This window comes from Streptomyces sp. NPDC002044 (assembly GCF_040296725.1).
In the GTDB taxonomy this organism is placed as follows: domain Bacteria; phylum Actinomycetota; class Actinomycetes; order Streptomycetales; family Streptomycetaceae; genus Streptomyces; species Streptomyces antarcticus.
Window position 1 is genome coordinate 1 of the sequence record NZ_JBEOXU010000127.1, and the last position, 18153, is coordinate 18153.

Annotated in this window: 14 protein-coding genes; 9 read left to right on the forward strand and 5 right to left on the reverse strand. The window is 73.4% G+C overall.

The genetic code is table 11. The features are described 5' to 3' along the window. Both ABT106_RS25055 and ABT106_RS25060 read right to left on the reverse strand, forming a co-directional pair. On the reverse strand, nt 1-825 hold an 825-nt coding region (locus tag ABT106_RS25055; protein ID WP_351281348.1), incomplete at its 3' end, for an MFS transporter. Nucleotides 826-964: 139 nt separating this feature from the next. Further along, nucleotides 965-1882 (reverse strand): glycosyltransferase family 2 protein, encoded by a 918-nt coding sequence (locus ABT106_RS25060; RefSeq protein WP_351281350.1) that lies wholly within the window; start codon nt 1880-1882, stop codon nt 965-967. Between the two features lie 534 nt (nt 1883-2416). Here ABT106_RS25060 and ABT106_RS25065 point away from each other — a divergent pair. The 7 genes from ABT106_RS25065 to ABT106_RS25095 all read left to right on the forward strand — a co-directional run bounded on the left by ABT106_RS25065 (nt 2417) and on the right by ABT106_RS25095 (nt 12144). Continuing rightward, nucleotides 2417-3517 (forward strand): Gfo/Idh/MocA family protein, encoded by a 1101-nt coding sequence (locus ABT106_RS25065; RefSeq protein ID WP_351281353.1) that lies wholly within the window; start codon nt 2417-2419, stop codon nt 3515-3517. A gap of 175 nt (nt 3518-3692) precedes the next feature. After that, nucleotides 3693-4700, forward strand: coding sequence for an NAD-dependent epimerase/dehydratase family protein (locus ABT106_RS25070; RefSeq protein WP_351281356.1), 1008 nt, complete (start codon nt 3693-3695; stop codon nt 4698-4700). Continuing rightward, a complete protein-coding gene (locus ABT106_RS25075) occupies nt 4697-5899 on the forward strand; it encodes a DegT/DnrJ/EryC1/StrS family aminotransferase (protein WP_351281358.1) in 1203 nt (400 codons plus the stop codon). Before ABT106_RS25070 ends, ABT106_RS25075 begins: the two co-directional genes overlap by 4 nt. After that, complete coding sequence (locus ABT106_RS25080; protein ID WP_351281361.1) at nt 5896-6663, forward strand: NeuD/PglB/VioB family sugar acetyltransferase; 768 nt, start codon at nt 5896-5898, stop codon at nt 6661-6663. Before ABT106_RS25075 ends, ABT106_RS25080 begins: the two co-directional genes overlap by 4 nt. Next, nucleotides 6660-7775, forward strand: coding sequence for a DegT/DnrJ/EryC1/StrS family aminotransferase (locus ABT106_RS25085; RefSeq protein WP_351281364.1), 1116 nt, complete (start codon nt 6660-6662; stop codon nt 7773-7775). The genes ABT106_RS25080 and ABT106_RS25085 overlap by 4 nt, the downstream gene beginning before the upstream one ends. A 26-nt stretch (nt 7776-7801) precedes the next feature. Next, entirely contained in the window at nt 7802-11101 is a 3300-nt protein-coding gene (locus tag ABT106_RS25090; RefSeq protein ID WP_351281367.1) for a DUF4082 domain-containing protein, read from the forward strand. After that, on the forward strand, nt 11098-12144 hold the full coding sequence (locus tag ABT106_RS25095) for a glycosyltransferase (RefSeq protein WP_351281370.1): 1047 nt from the start codon (nt 11098-11100) through the stop codon (nt 12142-12144). Before ABT106_RS25090 ends, ABT106_RS25095 begins: the two co-directional genes overlap by 4 nt. A gap of 95 nt (nt 12145-12239) precedes the next feature. Here the strand turns inward: ABT106_RS25095 and ABT106_RS25100 are convergent, their stop codons facing one another. Then, on the reverse strand, nt 12240-12929 hold the full coding sequence (locus tag ABT106_RS25100) for a hypothetical protein (protein ID WP_351281372.1): 690 nt from the start codon (nt 12927-12929) through the stop codon (nt 12240-12242). A gap of 80 nt (nt 12930-13009) precedes the next feature. On the opposite strand from ABT106_RS25100, the gene ABT106_RS25105 reads away from it, so the two are divergent. Both ABT106_RS25105 and ABT106_RS25110 read left to right on the forward strand, forming a co-directional pair. After that, complete coding sequence (locus tag ABT106_RS25105) at nt 13010-15127, forward strand: O-antigen ligase family protein (protein WP_351281375.1); 2118 nt, start codon at nt 13010-13012, stop codon at nt 15125-15127. After that, nucleotides 15040-16044: a glycosyltransferase gene (locus ABT106_RS25110; protein ID WP_351281377.1), complete on the forward strand. Its 1005-nt coding sequence runs from the start codon at nt 15040-15042 to the stop codon at nt 16042-16044. The genes ABT106_RS25105 and ABT106_RS25110 overlap by 88 nt, the downstream gene beginning before the upstream one ends. A gap of 30 nt (nt 16045-16074) precedes the next feature. Here ABT106_RS25110 and ABT106_RS25115 read toward each other — a convergent pair whose 3' ends face one another. Both ABT106_RS25115 and ABT106_RS25120 read right to left on the reverse strand, forming a co-directional pair. Beyond that, entirely contained in the window at nt 16075-16881 is an 807-nt protein-coding gene (locus ABT106_RS25115; protein ID WP_351281380.1) for a glycosyltransferase family 2 protein, read from the reverse strand. A 48-nt stretch (nt 16882-16929) separates the two neighbouring features. Next, nucleotides 16930-18051, reverse strand: a complete 1122-nt coding sequence (locus ABT106_RS25120) for a hypothetical protein (protein ID WP_351281382.1) — start codon at nt 18049-18051, stop codon at nt 16930-16932. Nucleotides 18052-18153 lie beyond the last annotated feature (102 nt).

The window sequence follows — 18153 nt, forward strand, 5'->3', positions numbered from 1 at the left end:
GGGCAGTGCGCCCGCCGCGGGCGGTTTCGGGGCCGCCGGGCATGCGGCGGGGCGTGCGGCGACGGCCCGTCCGGCGTGGGCACCGCGCGGGGGCGACGGGGCCGGCAGGGCCACGCCGGCACCACCCGCGCCGGTACTGCCCGCGGCGGGCGCGGGCACGCCGTCCGCGCCCACGGCGGCGCTGCCGCCGCCGGACGGCACGAACAGCACGAGCACCACCACGCCCAGGACCGCCACGCAGGCGCTCACCCCGAACACCGCGTCGTAGCCGCCGACCGCCGCGTTCAGGATGAAGAACGCGGCGAGGGGCCCCAGCAGCGCCCCCGTGGTGTCCATGGCCCGGTGGACGCCGAAGGCGCGTCCCTGTAACTCCGCCGGCGTGGACAGGGATATCAGCGCGTCGCGCGGCGCGGTGCGCAGACCCTTGCCGGTGCGTTCCAGCGCGAGGACCACACCCACCGGCCCCAGGCTGTGCGCGAGCAGCAGCAGCGGTTTGCAGAGGGCGGACAGGCCGTACCCGATCCCGGCGATCAGCTTGTGGTTGCGGACCCGGTCCGCGAGGTGCCCTCCGGTCAGCTGCACCAGGGCGCTGACCCCGTTGTAGACGCCGTCGAGCGCGCCGAATCCGAGGGGGCTCAGTCCCAGGCCCGCGATCAGGTACAGGGGCAGGACCGCCGTGACCATCTCGGAGGAGATGTCGGTGATCAGACTGACCGTGCCCAGCGCGAGGACGGCCGGGGCGACGGCCCGGGCACGGACGGGTCCCCGTCCCGGCGCGGGCTTCGCGCCGACGGGCACGGGCGCGGAGCGGTCCGCGAGGTACATGCTCTGGAGCTCCCGATGGCGACGGTCTCGGACACGCGCACTCGAACGCGCGAGTGGAACCATAGTGGTCGTACAGGGCAACAGAGGTGCGTACGAGGCAATTCGGCCGGCCCCCGCGGCCCCGCCGCACGCGCTCCTCTCAGCCCTGGCGGCTGCTCTCGTCCCGCAGCCAGGTGGAGAAGTCTTGGTTCCGGATGGCCTTGCGCGATCCCCGGCGGGCCGCGAGTGCCGCCACGACGAACACCACGGCTCCGGGCAGCAGCCGCGGCTGGGCCCTCAGCAGGGCGCGCAGATCGGCCGTGCTGGTGCGCGCGGACGGCTCGGACAGCGACTCCGGGCCACCCGGCCCGTCCGGACCGCCGGCCGGTCGCGACGCCTGGAAGTGCTCCAGCTCGGCGGACGAAGTCGCCGCGCGGATACGGCGCTTGACGAGGTCGGACCACGTGCGCGGCGGATGGACGACGACCCGGGCCGACTCCACCACCCGCCGCTCCCCCGGCCCGAAGGCCAGGGACGCGGCCAGGTCGTCGGCCATCAGCGGGGGCAGCGCCGCGATCCGCGCATGCCCGGGCTCGGACACCGCGATGACCCCCCGCCCGAACAATCCCTCACGGACGGCCGGGAGCCGTTGCCACACCCGGTAGTACGCGCGCACCGGCCAGGCGCAGCCGGTCAGCGGTATCTCCCGGCCTGGGGCGGCGGCGAGCAGCTCCGGACTTCCGGCGAGGGCGGCGGCCAACTCCCGTACATCGGCTGCCCCGACGACGACGTCGGCGTCCACATAGAGCCGGGGGAACCCCCGGGCGTGCTCGTCGCCGACCCGAAGTGCCGTGTGTTTGGAAGGGGTCGGGATCTCCACGACCCGTACGCGGGGTCCGCGCGCGCCCGCCACCCGGGCGGTGTCGTCCGTACAGCCGTTGCAGACGACGACTATGTCGGTTTCCTCGGCCCCGGAGGCCCGCGCCGACGGGCCCGCGGGGGCCTCCGCCAGGAGGGCGTCGAGGAGCCGGCCGATGACCCGCCCCTCGTTGTGGGCCGGGATCACGATGCTGGTCACCCGGGAAGTATGCACGCCCGCACACCCGCACCGAGCGTTTCCCTCAACTCTCCCCGGGCGTAGGCCCGGTGGTCTAGATTGAGCGAAGCCGAGCCGATTCGGCGCGCTTCGGCGACGCCGGGAGCAATCCGGACCGGACGGACACACAGCACGGTTCGCGCAGTACACAGCACGTGCGGCACGAGCAACACACACAGCACCACACGCAGCACACCCAACACATGCAGCACACGCAGCACACGCAGCACACGCAGCACACGCACGAAAGATCACGCAGGACGGTACGGGCGCGTCGCTTGGGGGAACAGGCGGCACGGCCGACGGGCGGACCGGCGCGGGGTGCCGGACGGCCGGGGGGCGCGAGTACGCGGAACACGCAGGGCATCGGTTGTGGGGGGCCATCACCGTTGAAGGGGCACGCACGGTCGCGCAAGCGTCCGGCCTGCCGTCGACGGCACCTCCTTCCTTCGCACGCGTCCCCGGCCATGAGATGGGCGCACGCCGGTCGGCGTGCGCGGAGGGAAGGGGAACGCTGTGAAGGACACCGCCAAGGACGCGGGACAGGACGCCGGCGCCGCCGGCCGGGAGCACGCCGGGCCGTTAGGCGTCGCCGTGGTAGGCGCCGGGTACTGGGGGCCCAATCTCGTCCGCAACTTCCAGTCGAGTCCGGAGTTCCGGCTGCGCTGGCTCTGCGACCTCGACGAGGACCGGGCCCGGAAGGTGCTCGGCGGGTACTCCACCGTGCAGGCGACCTCGGACTACGCGGCGGTCCTCGCCGACCCGGCCGTCGACGCCGTCGCCGTGGCCACCCCGGCCGGCACCCACCTGGACGTGGCACTGGCCGCGCTGCGCGCCGGCAAACACGTCCTCGTGGAGAAGCCCCTCGCCGCCACGTACGAAGACGGGCTGCGGCTGGTGAACGAGGCCGAGGAACGCGGCCTCACCCTGATGTGCGACCACACCTACTGCTACACCCCCGCGGTGGGGCGGATCCGCGAGATGGTCCGCTCCGGCGAACTCGGCGACATCCAGTTCTTCGACTCGGTCCGGATCAACCTGGGGCTGGTCCAGAAGGACATCGACGTGCTGTGGGACCTGGCCCCCCACGACCTCTCGGTCCTCGACTTCATCCTCCCGGACCACGTCCGGCCGGTCGCGGTCGCCGCGCACGGAGCCGATCCCATCGGGGCCGGGCAGTCCTGCGTGGCCTATCTGACGCTCCAGCTCAACAACGGGGCCATCGCCCACGTGCACGTCAACTGGCTGTCCCCGACGAAGGTGCGCACCACCATGGTCGGCGGATCCAAGCGCACCCTGGTGTGGGACGACCTCAACCCCACCCAGCGCGTGGCGGTGTTCGACCGGGGCGTGGATCTGACCGCCCCGCAGGAGATCGGTGCGGACGAGCGCCGCGACATGCTCGTCTCCTACCGGTCCGGCGACATGGTGGCGCCCGCGCTCGGCGAGAAGGAGGCCCTGCGCAGCATGGTCGAGGAGTTCTCCGCCGCGATCAGGAACGGCCGGCCCGCGCTGACCGACGGCCGGGCGGGGCTCCAGGTGCTGGACATCCTGGAAGCGGCCTCCCGGAGCCTGGAGTTCCGCGGCGCGGTCGTCGGACTGCGCACCGGACGCTGACCGTTCGCCCATCCAGCACGCCGGCCGTCACACCGGCCTCCACACCGGGCTCGACACCGGCCGTCACACCGCCACAGCGCCGGCCGTCACGCCGGCCGCGGCGGTGACCGTCGCGGCCGCGGCGACGGCCGGGCACCACAGGGAACACCATGACCGACTCAGTAGGGGCAGGGCGTTGAGCAGCGTACGAGGCAAGAGGATTCTGGTCACCGGCGGAGCGGGCACGATCGGCTCGCACCTGGTGGACCTCCTGGTGGACAACGGGGCACGCGAGATCGTGGTGCTCGACAACTTCGTGCGGGGGCGGACCGCCAACCTGGCCCGCGCCCTGCCGAGCGGCGTGGTGGACGTCGTCGAGGGCGACATCCGCGACGTGGCCGCGGTGCGCAAGGCGACCGAGGGCGCCGACCTGGTGTTCCACCTCGCCGCGATCCGGATCACCCAGTGCGCGGAAGAGCCGCGGCTGGCGAACGAGGTCATGGTCGACGGCACGTTCAACGTGCTGGAGGCGGCCGCCGCCGCGGGCGTGGGCAAGGTGATCGCCTCGTCCTCGGCCTCGGTGTACGGCCTGGCCGAGACCTTCCCGACCACCGAGCGCCACCACCCGTACGCCAACGACACCTTCTACGGCGCCGCGAAAGCCTTCAACGAGGGGGTGCTGCGCAGCTTCCACGCGATGTACGGGCTGGACTACGTCGCGCTGCGCTACTTCAACGTGTACGGGCCCCGGATGGACATCCACGGGCTGTACACCGAGGTGCTCATCCGCTGGATGGAGCGGATCGCCGCGGGCGAACCGCCGCTGATCCTCGGCGACGGCACCCAGACGATGGACTTCGTACACGTCAGGGACATCGCGCGGGCCAACCTGCTGGCCGCGGAGTCGGACCTGACCGACGAGGTGTTCAACGTCGCGAGCGGGACCGAGACCAGCCTGCTCGACCTCGCGCTCGGCCTGCTGGAGGCGATGGACGCGGACGGGCTGGTGCCGGAGCACGGGCCGGCCCGCGCGGTGAACGGGGTGAACCGGCGGCTCGCCGACACCTCGCGGGCCGCGCAGCGCCTCGGCTTCACCGCGGAGATCGACCTGCGCGGCGGGCTGCGGGACCTGGTGGAGTGGTGGCGGGCCGAGCGCGCCGCCGACGCGGCCGCGGACCCCGCCACCGCCGGCGCGGACCGATGAGCGCCCCGGACGCGGCGCCGGCGTCCCCGGACACCGCGGCCCCGGACACCGCCCCTGACACCGCCCCGGTCCGGATCCCGGTCATGGTGCCGTGGCTGGGCGAGGAGGAGGCGCGGGCCGCCGCCGACGCGGTGCTCTCCGGCTGGGTCGCCCAGGGCCCGCGGGTGGCCGCGTTCGAGCGGGCCTTCGCCGAGCGCGTGGGCGCCGAGCACGGCATCGCGGTGAGTTCGTGCACCACCGCCCTGCACCTGGCGCTGATCGCCCTGGACCTCGGTCCGGGCGACGAGGTGGTCGTCCCGTCGCTGTCGTTCATCGCCACCGCCAACGCCGTCCGCTACGTGGGGGCCGAGCCGGTCTTCGCGGACGTCGAGGAGGCCACCGGCAACCTGACGCCGGCCACCGTCGACGCGGTCCGCACCCCCAGGACGCGGGCGGTGCTCGCCGTCCACCAGGGGGGTGTGCCCGCCGACGTGCACGCGCTGCGCGCGGCGTGCGCCGACTGGGGGGTTCCGCTGGTGGAGGACGCCGCCTGCGGCATCGGCGCGACCGTCGGGGGCAAGTCCGTCGGTCACGGCGCGCTGCTCGCGGCCTGGTCCTTCCACCCCCGCAAGGTGATCACCACCGGCGAGGGCGGCATGGTGACCACGGACGACGCCCGGTGGGCGGAGCGGCTGCGCCGGCTGCGCGAGCACGGCATGAACGTGTCCGCCGCGCAGCGGCACGCGAGCGGCAAGCCGATCGCCGAAAGCTACCTGGAGGTCGGCTACAACTACCGGATGACCGACATCCAGGCCGCGGTCGGCCTGGTCCAGCTCGGCAGGCTCGACGCGATCGTGGCCCGGCGGCGGGAGCTGGCCGCCCGGTACGCGGAGCTGCTGCGGGACGTACCGGGCCTGCGTCCCGTCCGGGACCCGGCGCACGGGGAGGGCAACTTCCAGTCGTACTGGGTGCTGCTGGCGGCGGACTTCCCGGTCGGCCGGGACGAGCTGCTGGCCGTGCTGTCCGAGGCGGGGATCTCGGCCCGGCGCGGGATCATGGCCTCGCACCTGGAGCCGGCGTACGCCGGGCACGGCGCGGCGGCGCTGCCGGTGACCGAGCGGATCAGCCTCGGCTCGCTGATCCTGCCGTTGTTCCACACCATGACCGAGGCCCAGCAGGACCGGGTGGTGGCGGTGCTCCGCGACCAGGCGGCCCGGTGAGCGGGCCCCAGGTCACCGAGGACCTGCTGATCGTCGGCGCGGGCGGGTTCGCGCGGGAGACCGCGCAGGCCGTACGGGACGTGACCGCCGCCGACCTGGCGTACGGGTCCGCCCCGCGCTGGCGGCTCCTCGGCCACCTCGACGACGATCCGGCGCTGGACGGCGCGGAGGTGGACGGAGTGCCGGTGCTCGGCGGCTGCGACCGGGTGCACGAGCTGTGGCCGGCCCGGGTGGTGGTCTGCGTCGGCAGTCCGCGCGACTACGCGGTGCGGGCGCGGCTGGTGCGGCGGCTGGGACTGCCCGTGAACCGGTACGCGACGGTGGTCCACCCCACGGCGGTGGTGTCCCGGTCCTCGGCGCTCGGGGTGGGCTCGGTGCTGCTCGCGCACAGCGTGCTGACCGCGGGCGTACGGGTCGGGTCGCACGTGGCGGTGATGCCGCAGGTGGTCCTCACCCACGACGACGCCGTCGGGGACTTCGCCACGCTGGCCTCGGGGGTCCGGCTCGGCGGCGGAGTGCGGGTGGGGCGCGGGGCGTACGTGGGCGCGGGCGCGCTGGTCCGCGAGTACGCGACGGTCGGCGCCTGGTCGCTGACCGGGATGGGAAGCACGGTCCTGTCCGACGTGCCGCCCGGCGAGGTGTGGGCCGGGAGCCCCGCCCGCCGGCTGCGCGGGGCGGGTGGTCCGGCGCTCGACGAGCTGCGGGCCGACGGGCAGGAGACCGGCCGGCGGCCGGAGACACGGATGGGGAGTCCAGTCACATGAACCAGATACCGCTCGTCGACCTGAAGGCGGCGCACGCCGAGGTCGCCGCGGAGGTGCGCGCCGGTTTCGACCGCGTGCTGGCCGGCACCGCCTTCATCGGCGGTGAGGAGGTCCGCGCGTTCGAGCGCGAGTACGCCGGGTTCGCCGGGGTGCGGCACTGCGTGGGGGTCGCCAACGGCACCGACGCCCTCGAACTGGCCCTGCGCGCGAGCGGGGTGGGGGTGGGCGACGAGGTGGTGCTGCCCGCGAACACCTTCATCGCCACGGCGGGCGCCGTCGCCCGCATCGGCGCCCGGCCGGTGCTGGCCGACTGCCTGCCCGACACCCTGCTGCTGGATCCCGCGGCCGCGCTCGACGCGGTCGGGACAGCGACGCGCGCCGTGGTCCCCGTGCACCTGTACGGGCAGTGCGCCGACACCGCGGCGCTCACGGCGGGGCTGCCGGCGCACGTCAGGGTCGTCGAGGACGCCGCGCAGAGCCAGGGCGCGACCCGCGACGGCCGCTCCGCCGGCAGCGGCACCATCGCGGCGACGAGCTTCTACCCGGGCAAGAACCTGGGCGCGTACGGCGACGCGGGCGCGGTGGTGACCGACGACGAGGAGGCGGCGGACCTGGTACGGGCGCTGGCCAACCACGGCGGGGTCGCCAAGTACCGCCACGACGTGCCCGGTTTCAACAGCCGGCTCGACGGTCTGCAGGCCGTGGTCCTGCGGGCGAAGCTGGCCCGGCTCGCCGACGGCAACGCGGCCCGCCGGGCCGCCGCCGCCCGGTACGACGCGCTGCTGGGCGGCCTGGCGGCCGCCGGGCGCGTGACCCTGCCGGTCACCGCGGACGGCAACGTCCACGTGTGGCACCTGTACGTCGTACGGGTCGACGGCGCCGACCGCGACGCCGTCGTCGGCAAGCTCAACGCGGAGGGGATCGGCGCCGGCGTGCACTATCCGGCGCCCGTCCACCTCACCCCGGCCTTCCGGCACCTCGGCCATGTCCGGGGCGACTTCCCGCACGCCGAGCGGGCCGCGGACCGGATGCTCTCCCTGCCGCTCTTCCCGCAGATCACCGCCGCTCAACAGCAGCGGGTCGTGGACGCGCTCACCAACGCCCTGCGCTGACGCAACCAAAAGGTACAGAGGTACAGATGAACAGACGGACAAGGCTGCTCCGGTACGGCTTCTTCACCGTGGTCGCGACCCTGATGGCCACGGTGTTACCTCCGTCCGCGGTGGCCGGTGCGGCCGACCCCTGCGGTCCGGGCTCGAACGCGATCGTGTGCGAGAACTCCAAACCGGGCACGCCGATGTCCGACTGGTTCGCTCCCAGCGCCTACGGCGACATCAAGGGCTTCAGCGCCCAGATGAGCGTCCAGGCGGGCGAAACCGTCCAGTTCAAGGTCCAGTCGCCGACCGCGTACAAGGTCTCGGTCTACCGGCTGGGCCACTACGGGGGCGACGGGGCCCGCATGCTGTCGACCCCGGCGCAGGCGGCCCAGACGTACCCGGCGAACTTCGCACCGGGCGGCAGTCCGCGCAGCTGCACCACCAAGCCGTCCACGGGGCTGGTCGACTGCGGCAACTGGCCGGTGACCGCGACGTGGAGCGTGCCGGCCGACGCCGTGTCCGGTCTCTACGTGGCCAACTTCGACCAGGCGGACGGCAACGGCGTGATGCCCTATCCGTTCGTGGTCCGCAACGACGCCAGCCACTCCGACATCCTGGTGCAGACCGCCGACCAGACGTGGCAGGCGTACAACAACTACGGCGGCCAGGACCTGTACGACGGCGGCGGGCCCGCCCCGGACGGTCGGGCGTACGAGGTCAGCTACAACCGGCCGATGGACATCGGCGGGGAGAACGGGATCTACGGGTCCGAGTTCCAGATGATCGCCTGGCTGGAACGCAACGGCTACGACGTCAGCTACATGTCCGGCATCGACATGTCGACCCGTGGCGCGGCTCAGCTGGGCAACCACAAGGTGTTCATGTCGTCCGGGCACGACGAGTACTGGACGCAGGACCAGTTCACGAACGCGCTGAACGCGCGCCGTGCCGGACAGCACCAGACGTACTTCGCCGGCAACGAGGTGTTCTGGAAGACCCGCCTGGCGCCGAGTATCGACGGCGCCAACACCGCCAACCGGACGCTGGTCTGCTACAAGGAGACCAAGCTGTCCTTCCCCCAGCCGAACGGCATCCCCGACCCGAGCGGCATCTGGACGGGTACGTTCATGGACCCGGCCAGCGCCGCCAACGGGCGGCCGTTCCAGCCGCAGAACCAGCTGACGGGCTCGCTGTTCAGCGTGAACGGCTACCGCAGTGACGCGATCACCGTGCCGGGCGCCTTCGCGAAGATGCGGCTGTGGCGGGGCACGACCGTCGCGAACCTCACCCCCGCCCAGACCGCCACGTTCCCGGCCGGCACGCTCGGCTACGAGTGGGACAGTGACGTGGAGGACGGTCACCGGCCGCCGGGCCAGATCCAGATGTCGTCGACCACGGTGGACATCAACGACGGCAAGCTCCGGCTGGACTACGGCAACACGTACGGCAACGGCACCGCGACGCACAGCCTGGTCGCCTTCCGCGACCCGGTCTCCCGCGCGCTGGTCTTCGGGTCGGGCACGGTGCAGTGGTCCTGGGGCCTGACGAACATGCCGACCGGCAATCCGGACGACGCGGTGGTCACCGCCGACAAGCGCATGCAGCAGGCCACGGTGAACGTGTTCGCCGACATGGGCGTTCAGCCCAAGTCCCTGCAGGGCGACCTGATCGCCGCGACCGCCTCCGCCGACACCACGGGCCCGGTCATCACGGTGACGAGCCCGGCGGCGAACGCCACCGTGCCCGCGCTGCGGCCCGTGACCATCACCGGCACCGCCGGCGACAGCGGCGGCGGCGTGGTGGCCCGCGTGGAGGTCTCCACCGACGGCGGGACCACCTGGAAGGCCACCACGGGCATCGGGTCCTGGAGCTACAAGTGGACTCCGACCGTCCCCGGATCCGCGCAGATCAAGGTGCGCGCGGTGGACGACAGCGTCAACATGGGCACCACGACCACCGTGCCGCTGACCGTGGGTCCCCAGCAGTGCCCCTGCACCGTCTGGCCGGCCGCGGCCGTACCCGGCACGGTCAACGCGGGTGACGGCAGCGCGGTCGAACTCGGAGTGAAGATCCGCTCGTCGGCGCCCGGCTCGATCACCGGGGTCCGCTTCTACAAGTCCCCGGCCAACACCGGCACCCACACGGGCAGCCTGTGGAGCAGCTCCGGCCAGCGCCTGGCCACCGGCACCTTCACCAACGAGACGGCGTCCGGCTGGCAGCAGCTGAACTTCCCCTCACCGGTCCCGGTCAAGGCGAACACCACGTACATCGCCTCCTACTTCGCTCCGAACGGCGGCTACTCCTTCGACACCACCTTCGCGGGCGGTGACGCGGGGCTGGCCCCGCTCACCGCGCTGCGCACCGGCACCGACGGCGGCAATGGCGTCTACCGCTACAGCGGCACGGGCGGCTTCCCGTCCACGGCCTCGGCCGGCAGCAACTACTGGGTGGACGCGGTCCTGGACACCGCCACGGCGAGTACCACTCCGCCGACGGTGACCTCGACCACGCCGCAGTCCTCGGCGACCGGCACCGCGATCACGGCGGCCGTGAAGGCCACCTTCAGCGAGGGCATCGACGCGGACACGCTGGTGTTCACCCTGAAGGACGCGGGCGGCGCCACCATCCCGGGCACGAAGGTGCTCAGCGCCGCGAACAGCGCGACCTTCACCCCGTCGGGCGAACTGGGCCTGAACACCACCTACACGGCGTCCGTACAAGCCTCCGACCTGTGGGGCAACGCCATGGCGGCCCCGCTGACGTGGAACTTCACCACCAGCGCGAGTCCGCCCGCGGTGACCTGCCCGTGCACCCTGTGGGGGCCCACCGCCCAGCCGAGCACCGCCAACGTGGGCGACGACACCAACTCGGTGGAGCTGGGAACCCGTTTCCAGTCCGCGGTGAGCGGCTACGTCACCGGCGTCACCTTCTACAAGGGCCCCGGCAACACCGGCGTCCACACCGGCAGCCTGTGGTCCGCCACCGGCACGCTCCTCGCCACCGGCACGTTCGGCAGCGAGACCCTGTCGGGCTGGCAGCAGCTCCACTTCACCACACCGGTCCCGATCACCGCGGGCACCACGTACGTGGCCTCCTACCACGCCCCGAACGGCAGGTACTCGGTGGACGGCGGCTACTTCGGCGCCGCGCACCGCTCCTACCCGCTGGTGGCACCGGCCGACGGGAGCGGCGGCGCCAATGGCCTCTACAAGTACGGGGCGGCCACGGCCTTCCCGACGAACACCTTCGGATCGGTGAACTACTGGGTCGGCCCCGTGTTCACCACCATGCCGCCGTCCGGCGTCCAGACGGACGGCTCCACGGAGGTGTCCGGCCAGTGAGCACCGTCAGCGTGGTGATCCCCTGCTACAAGTACGGCCACTTCCTGGCCGACTGCGTCAAGAGCGTCCTGGACGAACAGGAGGGCGTCGACGTCCGGGTGCTGATCATCGACGACGCCTCCCCCGACGACTCCGCGGACGTCGCCCGCGCCCTGGCGGCCGCGGACCCGCGGATCGAGGTACGGGTCCACGCACAGAACCGGGGCCACATCGCGACGTACAACGAAGGGCTGCTGGAGTGGGCAGACGGGGACTACGTCGCCCTGCTCTCGGCGGACGACCGCCTCGTCCCCGGGGCCCTGGTCCGGGCCGCGGCCCTGCTCGACGCGCATCCGGAGGCCGGCTTCTGCTACGGCAGGCCGCTGCGCTTCCGGCACGGCGGCCCGCTGCCCGCGGCCCGCACCCGGAGCACCGGTTCGGTGGTCTACCCCGGCCGGTGGTGGCTGGAGCGGCGCTTCCGGGAGGGCACCGGCTGCATCACCTCGCCCGAGGTGGTCGTCCGCACCAGCCTCCAGCGCAAGGTCGGCGGCTACGATCCGGACCTCCCGCACGCCGGGGACATCGAGATGTGGATGCGGCTCGCCGCGCATGCCGACGTGGGCTACGTCCGGGGCGCCGACCAGGCGTTCTACCGCGTCCACGGCGACAACATGTCCACCACGGACTTCGGCGGCCAGCTCGACGACCTGCGCCAGCGCCTCGTCGCCTTCGACTCGGTGCTCGTCAAGTGCGCCGGGCTGCTCCCGGAGGCCGGCCGGCTGTCGCTCGCGGCCCGCACCCGGCTCGCCCGGTACGCGCTGCGCCGCGCCTACCGCGCGTACGACCGGGGCCGCACGGGTGTGGTGCCGGTCGAGGAGCTGGAGGCGTTCGCCGCCGAGTGCCTGCCCGGCTACGCCGCGCTCGCCGAGTACCGGGCGCTGCGCCTGCGGCGGCGCGTCGGGGCGCGCGTCATGCCGTACCTCCAGCCGCTGGTGCTCTCGGCCGTCGCCGACCGGGGCCGCGAGTGGCTGTGGTGGAAGTCCTGGAAGCGCCGAGGGATCTGATGAACCGCCAGCACCACCGATTCACCCGTTCCACCCGTTGGACCCGTTCGACCCGGTCGGCCCGTTCCGTCCGGACGGCCGGGCGTCCCGCCGCCTCAGCGGGACGCCGCGGCGGCCGGGACCCGGTCCCCGGCCGGCCGGTCCGGGCCGGCGTCGGCGCCTCGGCGCCGGCGCCGGCCGCGGCGCGTCAGGACCTGGTCGGTCCACAGGGCCGCCACCACCCCGGCGACCGCGGCGAGCAGCGCCGTCCCGGCGAGCCCACGGCTCTTCGTCCCGTTCTGGGCGACGGCCGTGGGCGGTACGAGGACGGTGACGCTCATCCGCGCCGAGGCCGGTATCCCCTGCTGCGTCTGCGCGTCCGTGAGGTGCTTCGTGTACACCTCGATGATCGCGCGCACGGTTTCGTCCGCCGCCATGGGATCGGCCTGCTCGGCCTGGACCTGGAGCGAGGGGATCAGGTAGCGGGGGGTGACGCTGGTGCCGCTGTTGCGCGGGATCAGCCGGTACGTGCCGTCGACCCCGGCGGCGCTCAACTCGGCCGCTCCGGCCGCCGATTCCAGCTGCTGCACGGCCGCGTAGGAGACGGCGGCGAGCGGGGGCTGGAGGTTGGCGAGCTGGTTCGGCTGGCTCCCGGTCACCGGTGGTTTGAGGACGACGATCGCCGAGCTCAGGTACGTCGGGGAGGGGCGGAGCACCTGGTGGGCTCCGACGGCGGCCAGCGCCACCGCCACGACCAGGACGTACCAGCGCCGACGCAGCGCGCGGACCAACTCACCAGGCGACAAGGGGATTCCTTCCATCGCGGTCGATCCTCGCAGTTCAGTGCTCACATCGCCATCAAATCCCTTATATCGCGGGGGTGTTCATGACCCTCGGTGAGATAGGCGCGGTCCTGCGCCGTCGCTGGTACGTGATGGTTCCCCTGACGGTCCTGAGCCTCCTCGCGGGCCTGCACCTGTACCGGTCGGTGCCGGTGGCCTACCAGTCGCAGAGTTCCGTGGCGCTGCTCGACTCCACCGCGGTGGCCGAACTGGCCCCCGCCTTCGGCAATCCCATCTCCAACGCGGGCGGTTCGCTGGTGGTGACGGCGGACGTGCTGATCAGGACGCTGTCGGGGACGGACGCGGCCCGCGCCCTCCAGGGCCTGGGCGTCACGGACCCCTACACCGTCGGGTTCGCCGCGAACACCTCCGGGCCGATGCTGACGCTCACCGTCACCGGCTTCGACCGGGCGAAGGTGCTGGAGGAGACGAGCACGCTCACGGCCTTCGCCGGGGAGCAGCTCAACGCGCTCCAGGCGGCCGCGGAGGTCCAGCCCGCGTACTTCGTGCAGACCGCCCCCGTGGTGCTGCCGCAGACCCCCGTCCCGCAGCTCAAGAGCCGCTACCAGCAGGTGCTGGGCGTGGTCATCCTGGGCACCACCGCCGGGTTCGCGCTGTCCTTCGTCGCGGAGAGCCTGCTCGCCGCCCGGCGCCGCGGGCGCGGAAGGGCCGCCGCGGAGGCTCGCGGGACCGCCCCGGAGACGGGCGGGGCCGCCCCGGAGACGGGCGAACCGGCCCCGGCCGGGGCGCCGGCGCGGCGGCCCCGCAGACGGCCTCGGGGCCGGCCGCTGGACGCCACCGCGCTGCTGACCGGCTACCTGGCGCTGGCCTTCTTCATCCCCTCGAACCTGACCCTGCCGGGCATGGGCGGTGTGGGGACCCCGGCCAACGTGTTCGCGCTCCTGTGCCTGTTCTGGTACCTGGCCACCTGGATCACCGGGCGGATCCGGCCGGCGCCGGGCACCCGGCTGCCCCGGGTGGTGATGTGCCTGCTGGCGGTCGCGGTGCTGGCCTCGTACCTGGCGAACGCGTCGCGGGGCAGCTCGCACAAGGAGGTCCTCGCGGCGGACCGCGGCCTGATCGGGCTGCTGGTCTGGGTCTCGCTGGTGGTGCTGGTCTCCGCCGGGATCCAGTCCCGGGAGCGGCTGGACGTCCTGCTGCGCCGGGCCGTGGTGATGGGGGCGGTGGTCGCCGCCATCGGCTACTACGACTTCTTCACGGCGACGAACATCGCCGACCGCATCAGCATCCCCGGACTCCAGTCGAGCGTCGCCCAGATCACCACCCTGGACCGCGGCTCGTTCACCCGGCCGCGCTCCACGACGGCGCAGCCCCTGGAGTTCGGCGGGATGCTCGCCCTGCTGCTGCCGTTCGCCGTGCAGCAGGCGTTCGATCCGGTACGCCGCCACCTGAGCGGCCGGCGCCGCTGGGCGCCGGTGGTCCTGATGGGCGGTGCCCTGCCGCTGACGGTGTCGCGGACGTCCATCATCGGGGTGCTCATCGTGGTCCTGGTGATGGTGGTGCGCTGGAAGCCGGAGCGCCGGTGGGCCGCGATCGGCCTGCTGCTGGGCTCGGTGGCCTGCTTCAAGGTCATCGTCCCCGGTCTGATCGGCACCATCACCACGTTGTTCGGGTCCTTCCTGTCGAACTCAGACAGCAGCACCCAGGCCCGCACCGTCAAGTACAGCGCGATCGTCCCGTACCTCGACGAACGCCCGCTGTTCGGGCAGGGCTTCGGCACCTTCCTGCCCGAGCTGTACTTCTTCACCGACAACCAGTACATGCTGACGCTGGCCGAGATGGGCTTCCTGGGGCTGGTCGCGCTCCTGGCGCTCTTCCTCACCGGCATCCACCAGGGCGGCGCCATCCGCCGGCTGGCCGGCGGCGAGTCGGACCGCGAGCTGGGGCAGGCGTTCTTCGCCTCAGCCCTCGTCTCCCTGGTCAGCGCCGCCACCTTCGACGCCCTCAGCTTCCCGATGTTCGCCGGGATGTTCTTCCTGACGATCGCCGCCGGAGGCAGTTACCTCGGCTTCATCCGGCGCGCGGCGCCGAAGCCCCGAACCGTGGAGTCCCCATGCCCTCCCGCCACCCCGGCTCCCCTCGTGCCCGGTCACCGCGCCCCGGATCCTCAGGCCCCGTCCCGGATCGCGGCGGCCCCGTAGCCGTCCTCGTCGTCACCTGGAACAGCGCCGAAGTACTGCCGGAGTTCCTCGCGTCCCTGCCGGAGGGCATGGCCGGGGTCGACTATCGCCTCGTCGTCGCCGACAACGACTCGGCCGACGGCACGGTGGAGCTGGTCCGCTCCCTGGCCCCGGACACGACGATCGTCCAGACCGGCCGGAACGCCGGCTACGCCGCCGGGGTGAACGCCGCCCTCGGGGCCGCCGCCGCCTGGGAGGGCGGCTTCGGGGCCGCCCTGGTGTGCAATCCCGACATCCGGATGCGGCAGGGCTGCGCCAAGCTGCTCGTGGACGCCCTCGACGTCCCGCTGGACGGCGGCGGCCGGGTCGGGATCAGCGTCCCGCTGCTGTACGAGGAGGGCGGCCGCGTCCCCGTGTACTCGCTGCGGCGCGAGTCGCGCGTCACGCGGGCGCTCGGCGAAGCGGTGCTGGGCAACCGCCGGGCCGGCCGCTTCCCGCTCTGGAGCGAGCTGGTCACCGACCCGTCCGCGTACGAGCGGGCGACGGTCGCGGACTGGGCGACGGGCGCGCTGATGGCGCTCTCGCGGGACTGCCTGGACGCCTGCGGGGTCTGGGACGAGTCCTTCTTCCTCTACTCGGAGGAGACCGAGTACTGCCTGCGGGCCGGCGACCGCGGCTTCGCCACCCGGCTGGAGCCCGCCGCCTCCGCGACCCACCTCGGCGGGGACTCCCAGGTCTCGCCGCGCCTGTGGACCCTGCTGACCCTGAACCGCGTACGGCTGTACGGGCGCAGGCACGGGGCCGCGGCGACCGCCGCGTTCCGCGCGGCCGTCCTGTTGCGGGAGACCTCCCGGGCGCTGCTCGGGCGGCCCGCGAGCCTGGCGGCCGCCCGGGCACTGGCCGGCCGGTCCGCGCTGCGCGCCACCCCCGGGCCCTGACGGGCGGGGCGGCCGGCCGCCGGGGACGGGTCACCCGGAGGGCCGTGTACCGTCCCAGGCCGTGTAGAAGCTCTCCGGGTTGACGAGGTAGCGCACGGTGGGCCGGGGCAGGTGGCGCACCTCGTACCGGCGGCTGTAGCGGCGGATCAGCTCCCAGTCCTCGCGGGGCAGCACCTCGGGGGTGCGCCGCAGCCGGCTGAAGTACAGGGACCGGTTGCGGCGGGCCACGAAGGCGTTGGTGTCGAGGAACGCCTCGTGGGCGGCCCGGCGGCGGTCGAACGGCACCGACAGGACGTCGCGTTCGGAGCCGTCGGGCAGCACCCTGCGCAGCGCGGTGTACACGGCGTCGGGGCCGCCGGACGGCTCCAGCACCGCGAGGGCCTGTTCCAGGTGGTCGGGCTCCCACAGGTTGTCGTCGTCCAGGAACGCCACGTACCGCGATCCGGTCAGCCGGATCCCCACGTTGCGCACGACTCCGGCGGTGGCCGTGTTGTGGGCCAGGGACACCGCGAACAGCCGTGGATCGTCGGGGAGTCCGGCCAGTCCGGCTCCGTCGTCGACGACGATGACCACCTGGTCGGCCACCGTCTGGGCGAGCGCCGAGCGGACGGCCGCCCGCAGGGCCTCGGGGCGACGGTGCGTGGCGATCACGGTGGCGACCAGCGCGGTCGGGGGACGCCCCAGGGAGGCGGCGAGCCGGGTGGTCTCGGCGTCCTCGAAGCGGCGCAGCCGCAGGGCGGAGGGCGCGAGCAGGACCTTGTTCCGGGCTTCGAAGAGCACCAGCCAGCCGAAGGCCCGCTTGAGCAGTTCCCAGGGGGCGCGGGCGATGCGGCGCATCGTGACCTCTCGTTCGGGGCCGGGGCCTGGAGGCCGGGCGGGGCGGGATCAGGGGGCGGGTTCGGGGACGACGGGTCTGCCGTCGGACATGCGGTTGCCCCGCCACAGGTTCCCGGCGCCGCCCGCGTTCCAGGCGGTCACCGCCCCGTACGCGCCGGCGGCCGGGTGGTACTGGGTGGAGAAGACGTTGTCCGTGACCTGGATGCCGGTCGCGCCGGGGCCGCCGCCGTAGAGGGCGTACGCTCCCCCGGCCAGCCAGTTGCGGTCGACGACGACGGAGGAGACGACCCCGGTGTCGGCGAACAGGCCGACGGCGGCGGTGGCTCCCTGGTCGACGGGGACGGGGTTGAGCAGGGTGTTGTGGCGGACGGTCAGCCGGCCCTTGTTGCCGCCGCCGCTGATCACGGCGTCGGTGTGCTGCCACTCGCCGCCCAGGTTGCGGAACGCGACGATGTCGTGGACGTAGTTGTCGTGCAGGTCACCCTGCCCCATGGACAGGGCGTTGCCGAACACGGACACGTCGCACCAGCCGACCTCGACGGAGCTGCCGCCCATGTTCGAGACGGCGTAGTTCACCCCTCCGTTGTCGGGGCCCTCGCCCGGTACCGCGGTGATGGTGGTGTGCAGCACCTTCAGTCCGCTGAAACCGGGGCGCAGGTTGATCCCCCACCAGTTGGCGGAGGTGATCCGGCTGTCGATGACGGTGACGTCGTTGGCGTAGACGTCGAGCGAACCGCGGATGTCCCAGCCCCTGATGACCGTGCCGTCGGTCTTGACGGACATGTTGCCCGTGTCGTGCCGCTCCAGCGGGATACGGGGTCCGGTGGTCCGCGCGTCGGGGAATCCGCACGCACCGGGCGAGGAGCAGGCGGTGTTCCCGGTGGGGGTTCCCCCCGGCCCCGGTGAGGCAGGGGCGGAGGGGGCGCCCGGCGGGGGTGACGGGCTCGCCGGGCCGGAGGCGGACGGGCTCGCCGGCGTGCCGGCGGAGGGGCTCGCGGGGGCGGGGGGCGGCGCGGCGGATCCTCCCGGGCACTCCAGGGCGCTGTCCGGGCACGGGACGGCCGCGGGTTCCCCGGATCCGGTGCGGTCGGCGCGGAACAGGGCCAGCCCGGCGGCCAGCAGCAGCGCGGCGAGCAGCCACGCCCCCAGGACCGTACGACGGTGTCTCACGGCCACGGCCGTCTACCCGCGCACCGCGGCGGCGGACCCGGCTGCGCCGGACCCGGCGGCGTCCGATCCGGCGGCGTCCGACCCGCCGGCGTCCGACCCGGC

Excerpts from the sequence above, each read along its gene's own strand:
- ABT106_RS25105 (WP_351281375.1), top strand. The coding sequence starts at position 13,010 with ATGACCCTCGGTGAGATAGGCGCGGTCCTGCGCCGTCGCTGGTACGTG.
- ABT106_RS25110 (WP_351281377.1), top strand. The coding sequence starts at position 15,040 with ATGCCCTCCCGCCACCCCGGCTCCCCTCGTGCCCGGTCACCGCGCCCC.
- ABT106_RS25090 (WP_351281367.1), top strand. The coding sequence starts at position 7,802 with ATGAACAGACGGACAAGGCTGCTCCGGTACGGCTTCTTCACCGTGGTC.
- ABT106_RS25075 (WP_351281358.1), top strand. The coding sequence starts at position 4,697 with ATGAGCGCCCCGGACGCGGCGCCGGCGTCCCCGGACACCGCGGCCCCG.
- ABT106_RS25115 (WP_351281380.1), bottom strand. The coding sequence starts at position 16,881 with ATGCGCCGCATCGCCCGCGCCCCCTGGGAACTGCTCAAGCGGGCCTTC.
- ABT106_RS25085 (WP_351281364.1), top strand. The coding sequence starts at position 6,660 with ATGAACCAGATACCGCTCGTCGACCTGAAGGCGGCGCACGCCGAGGTC.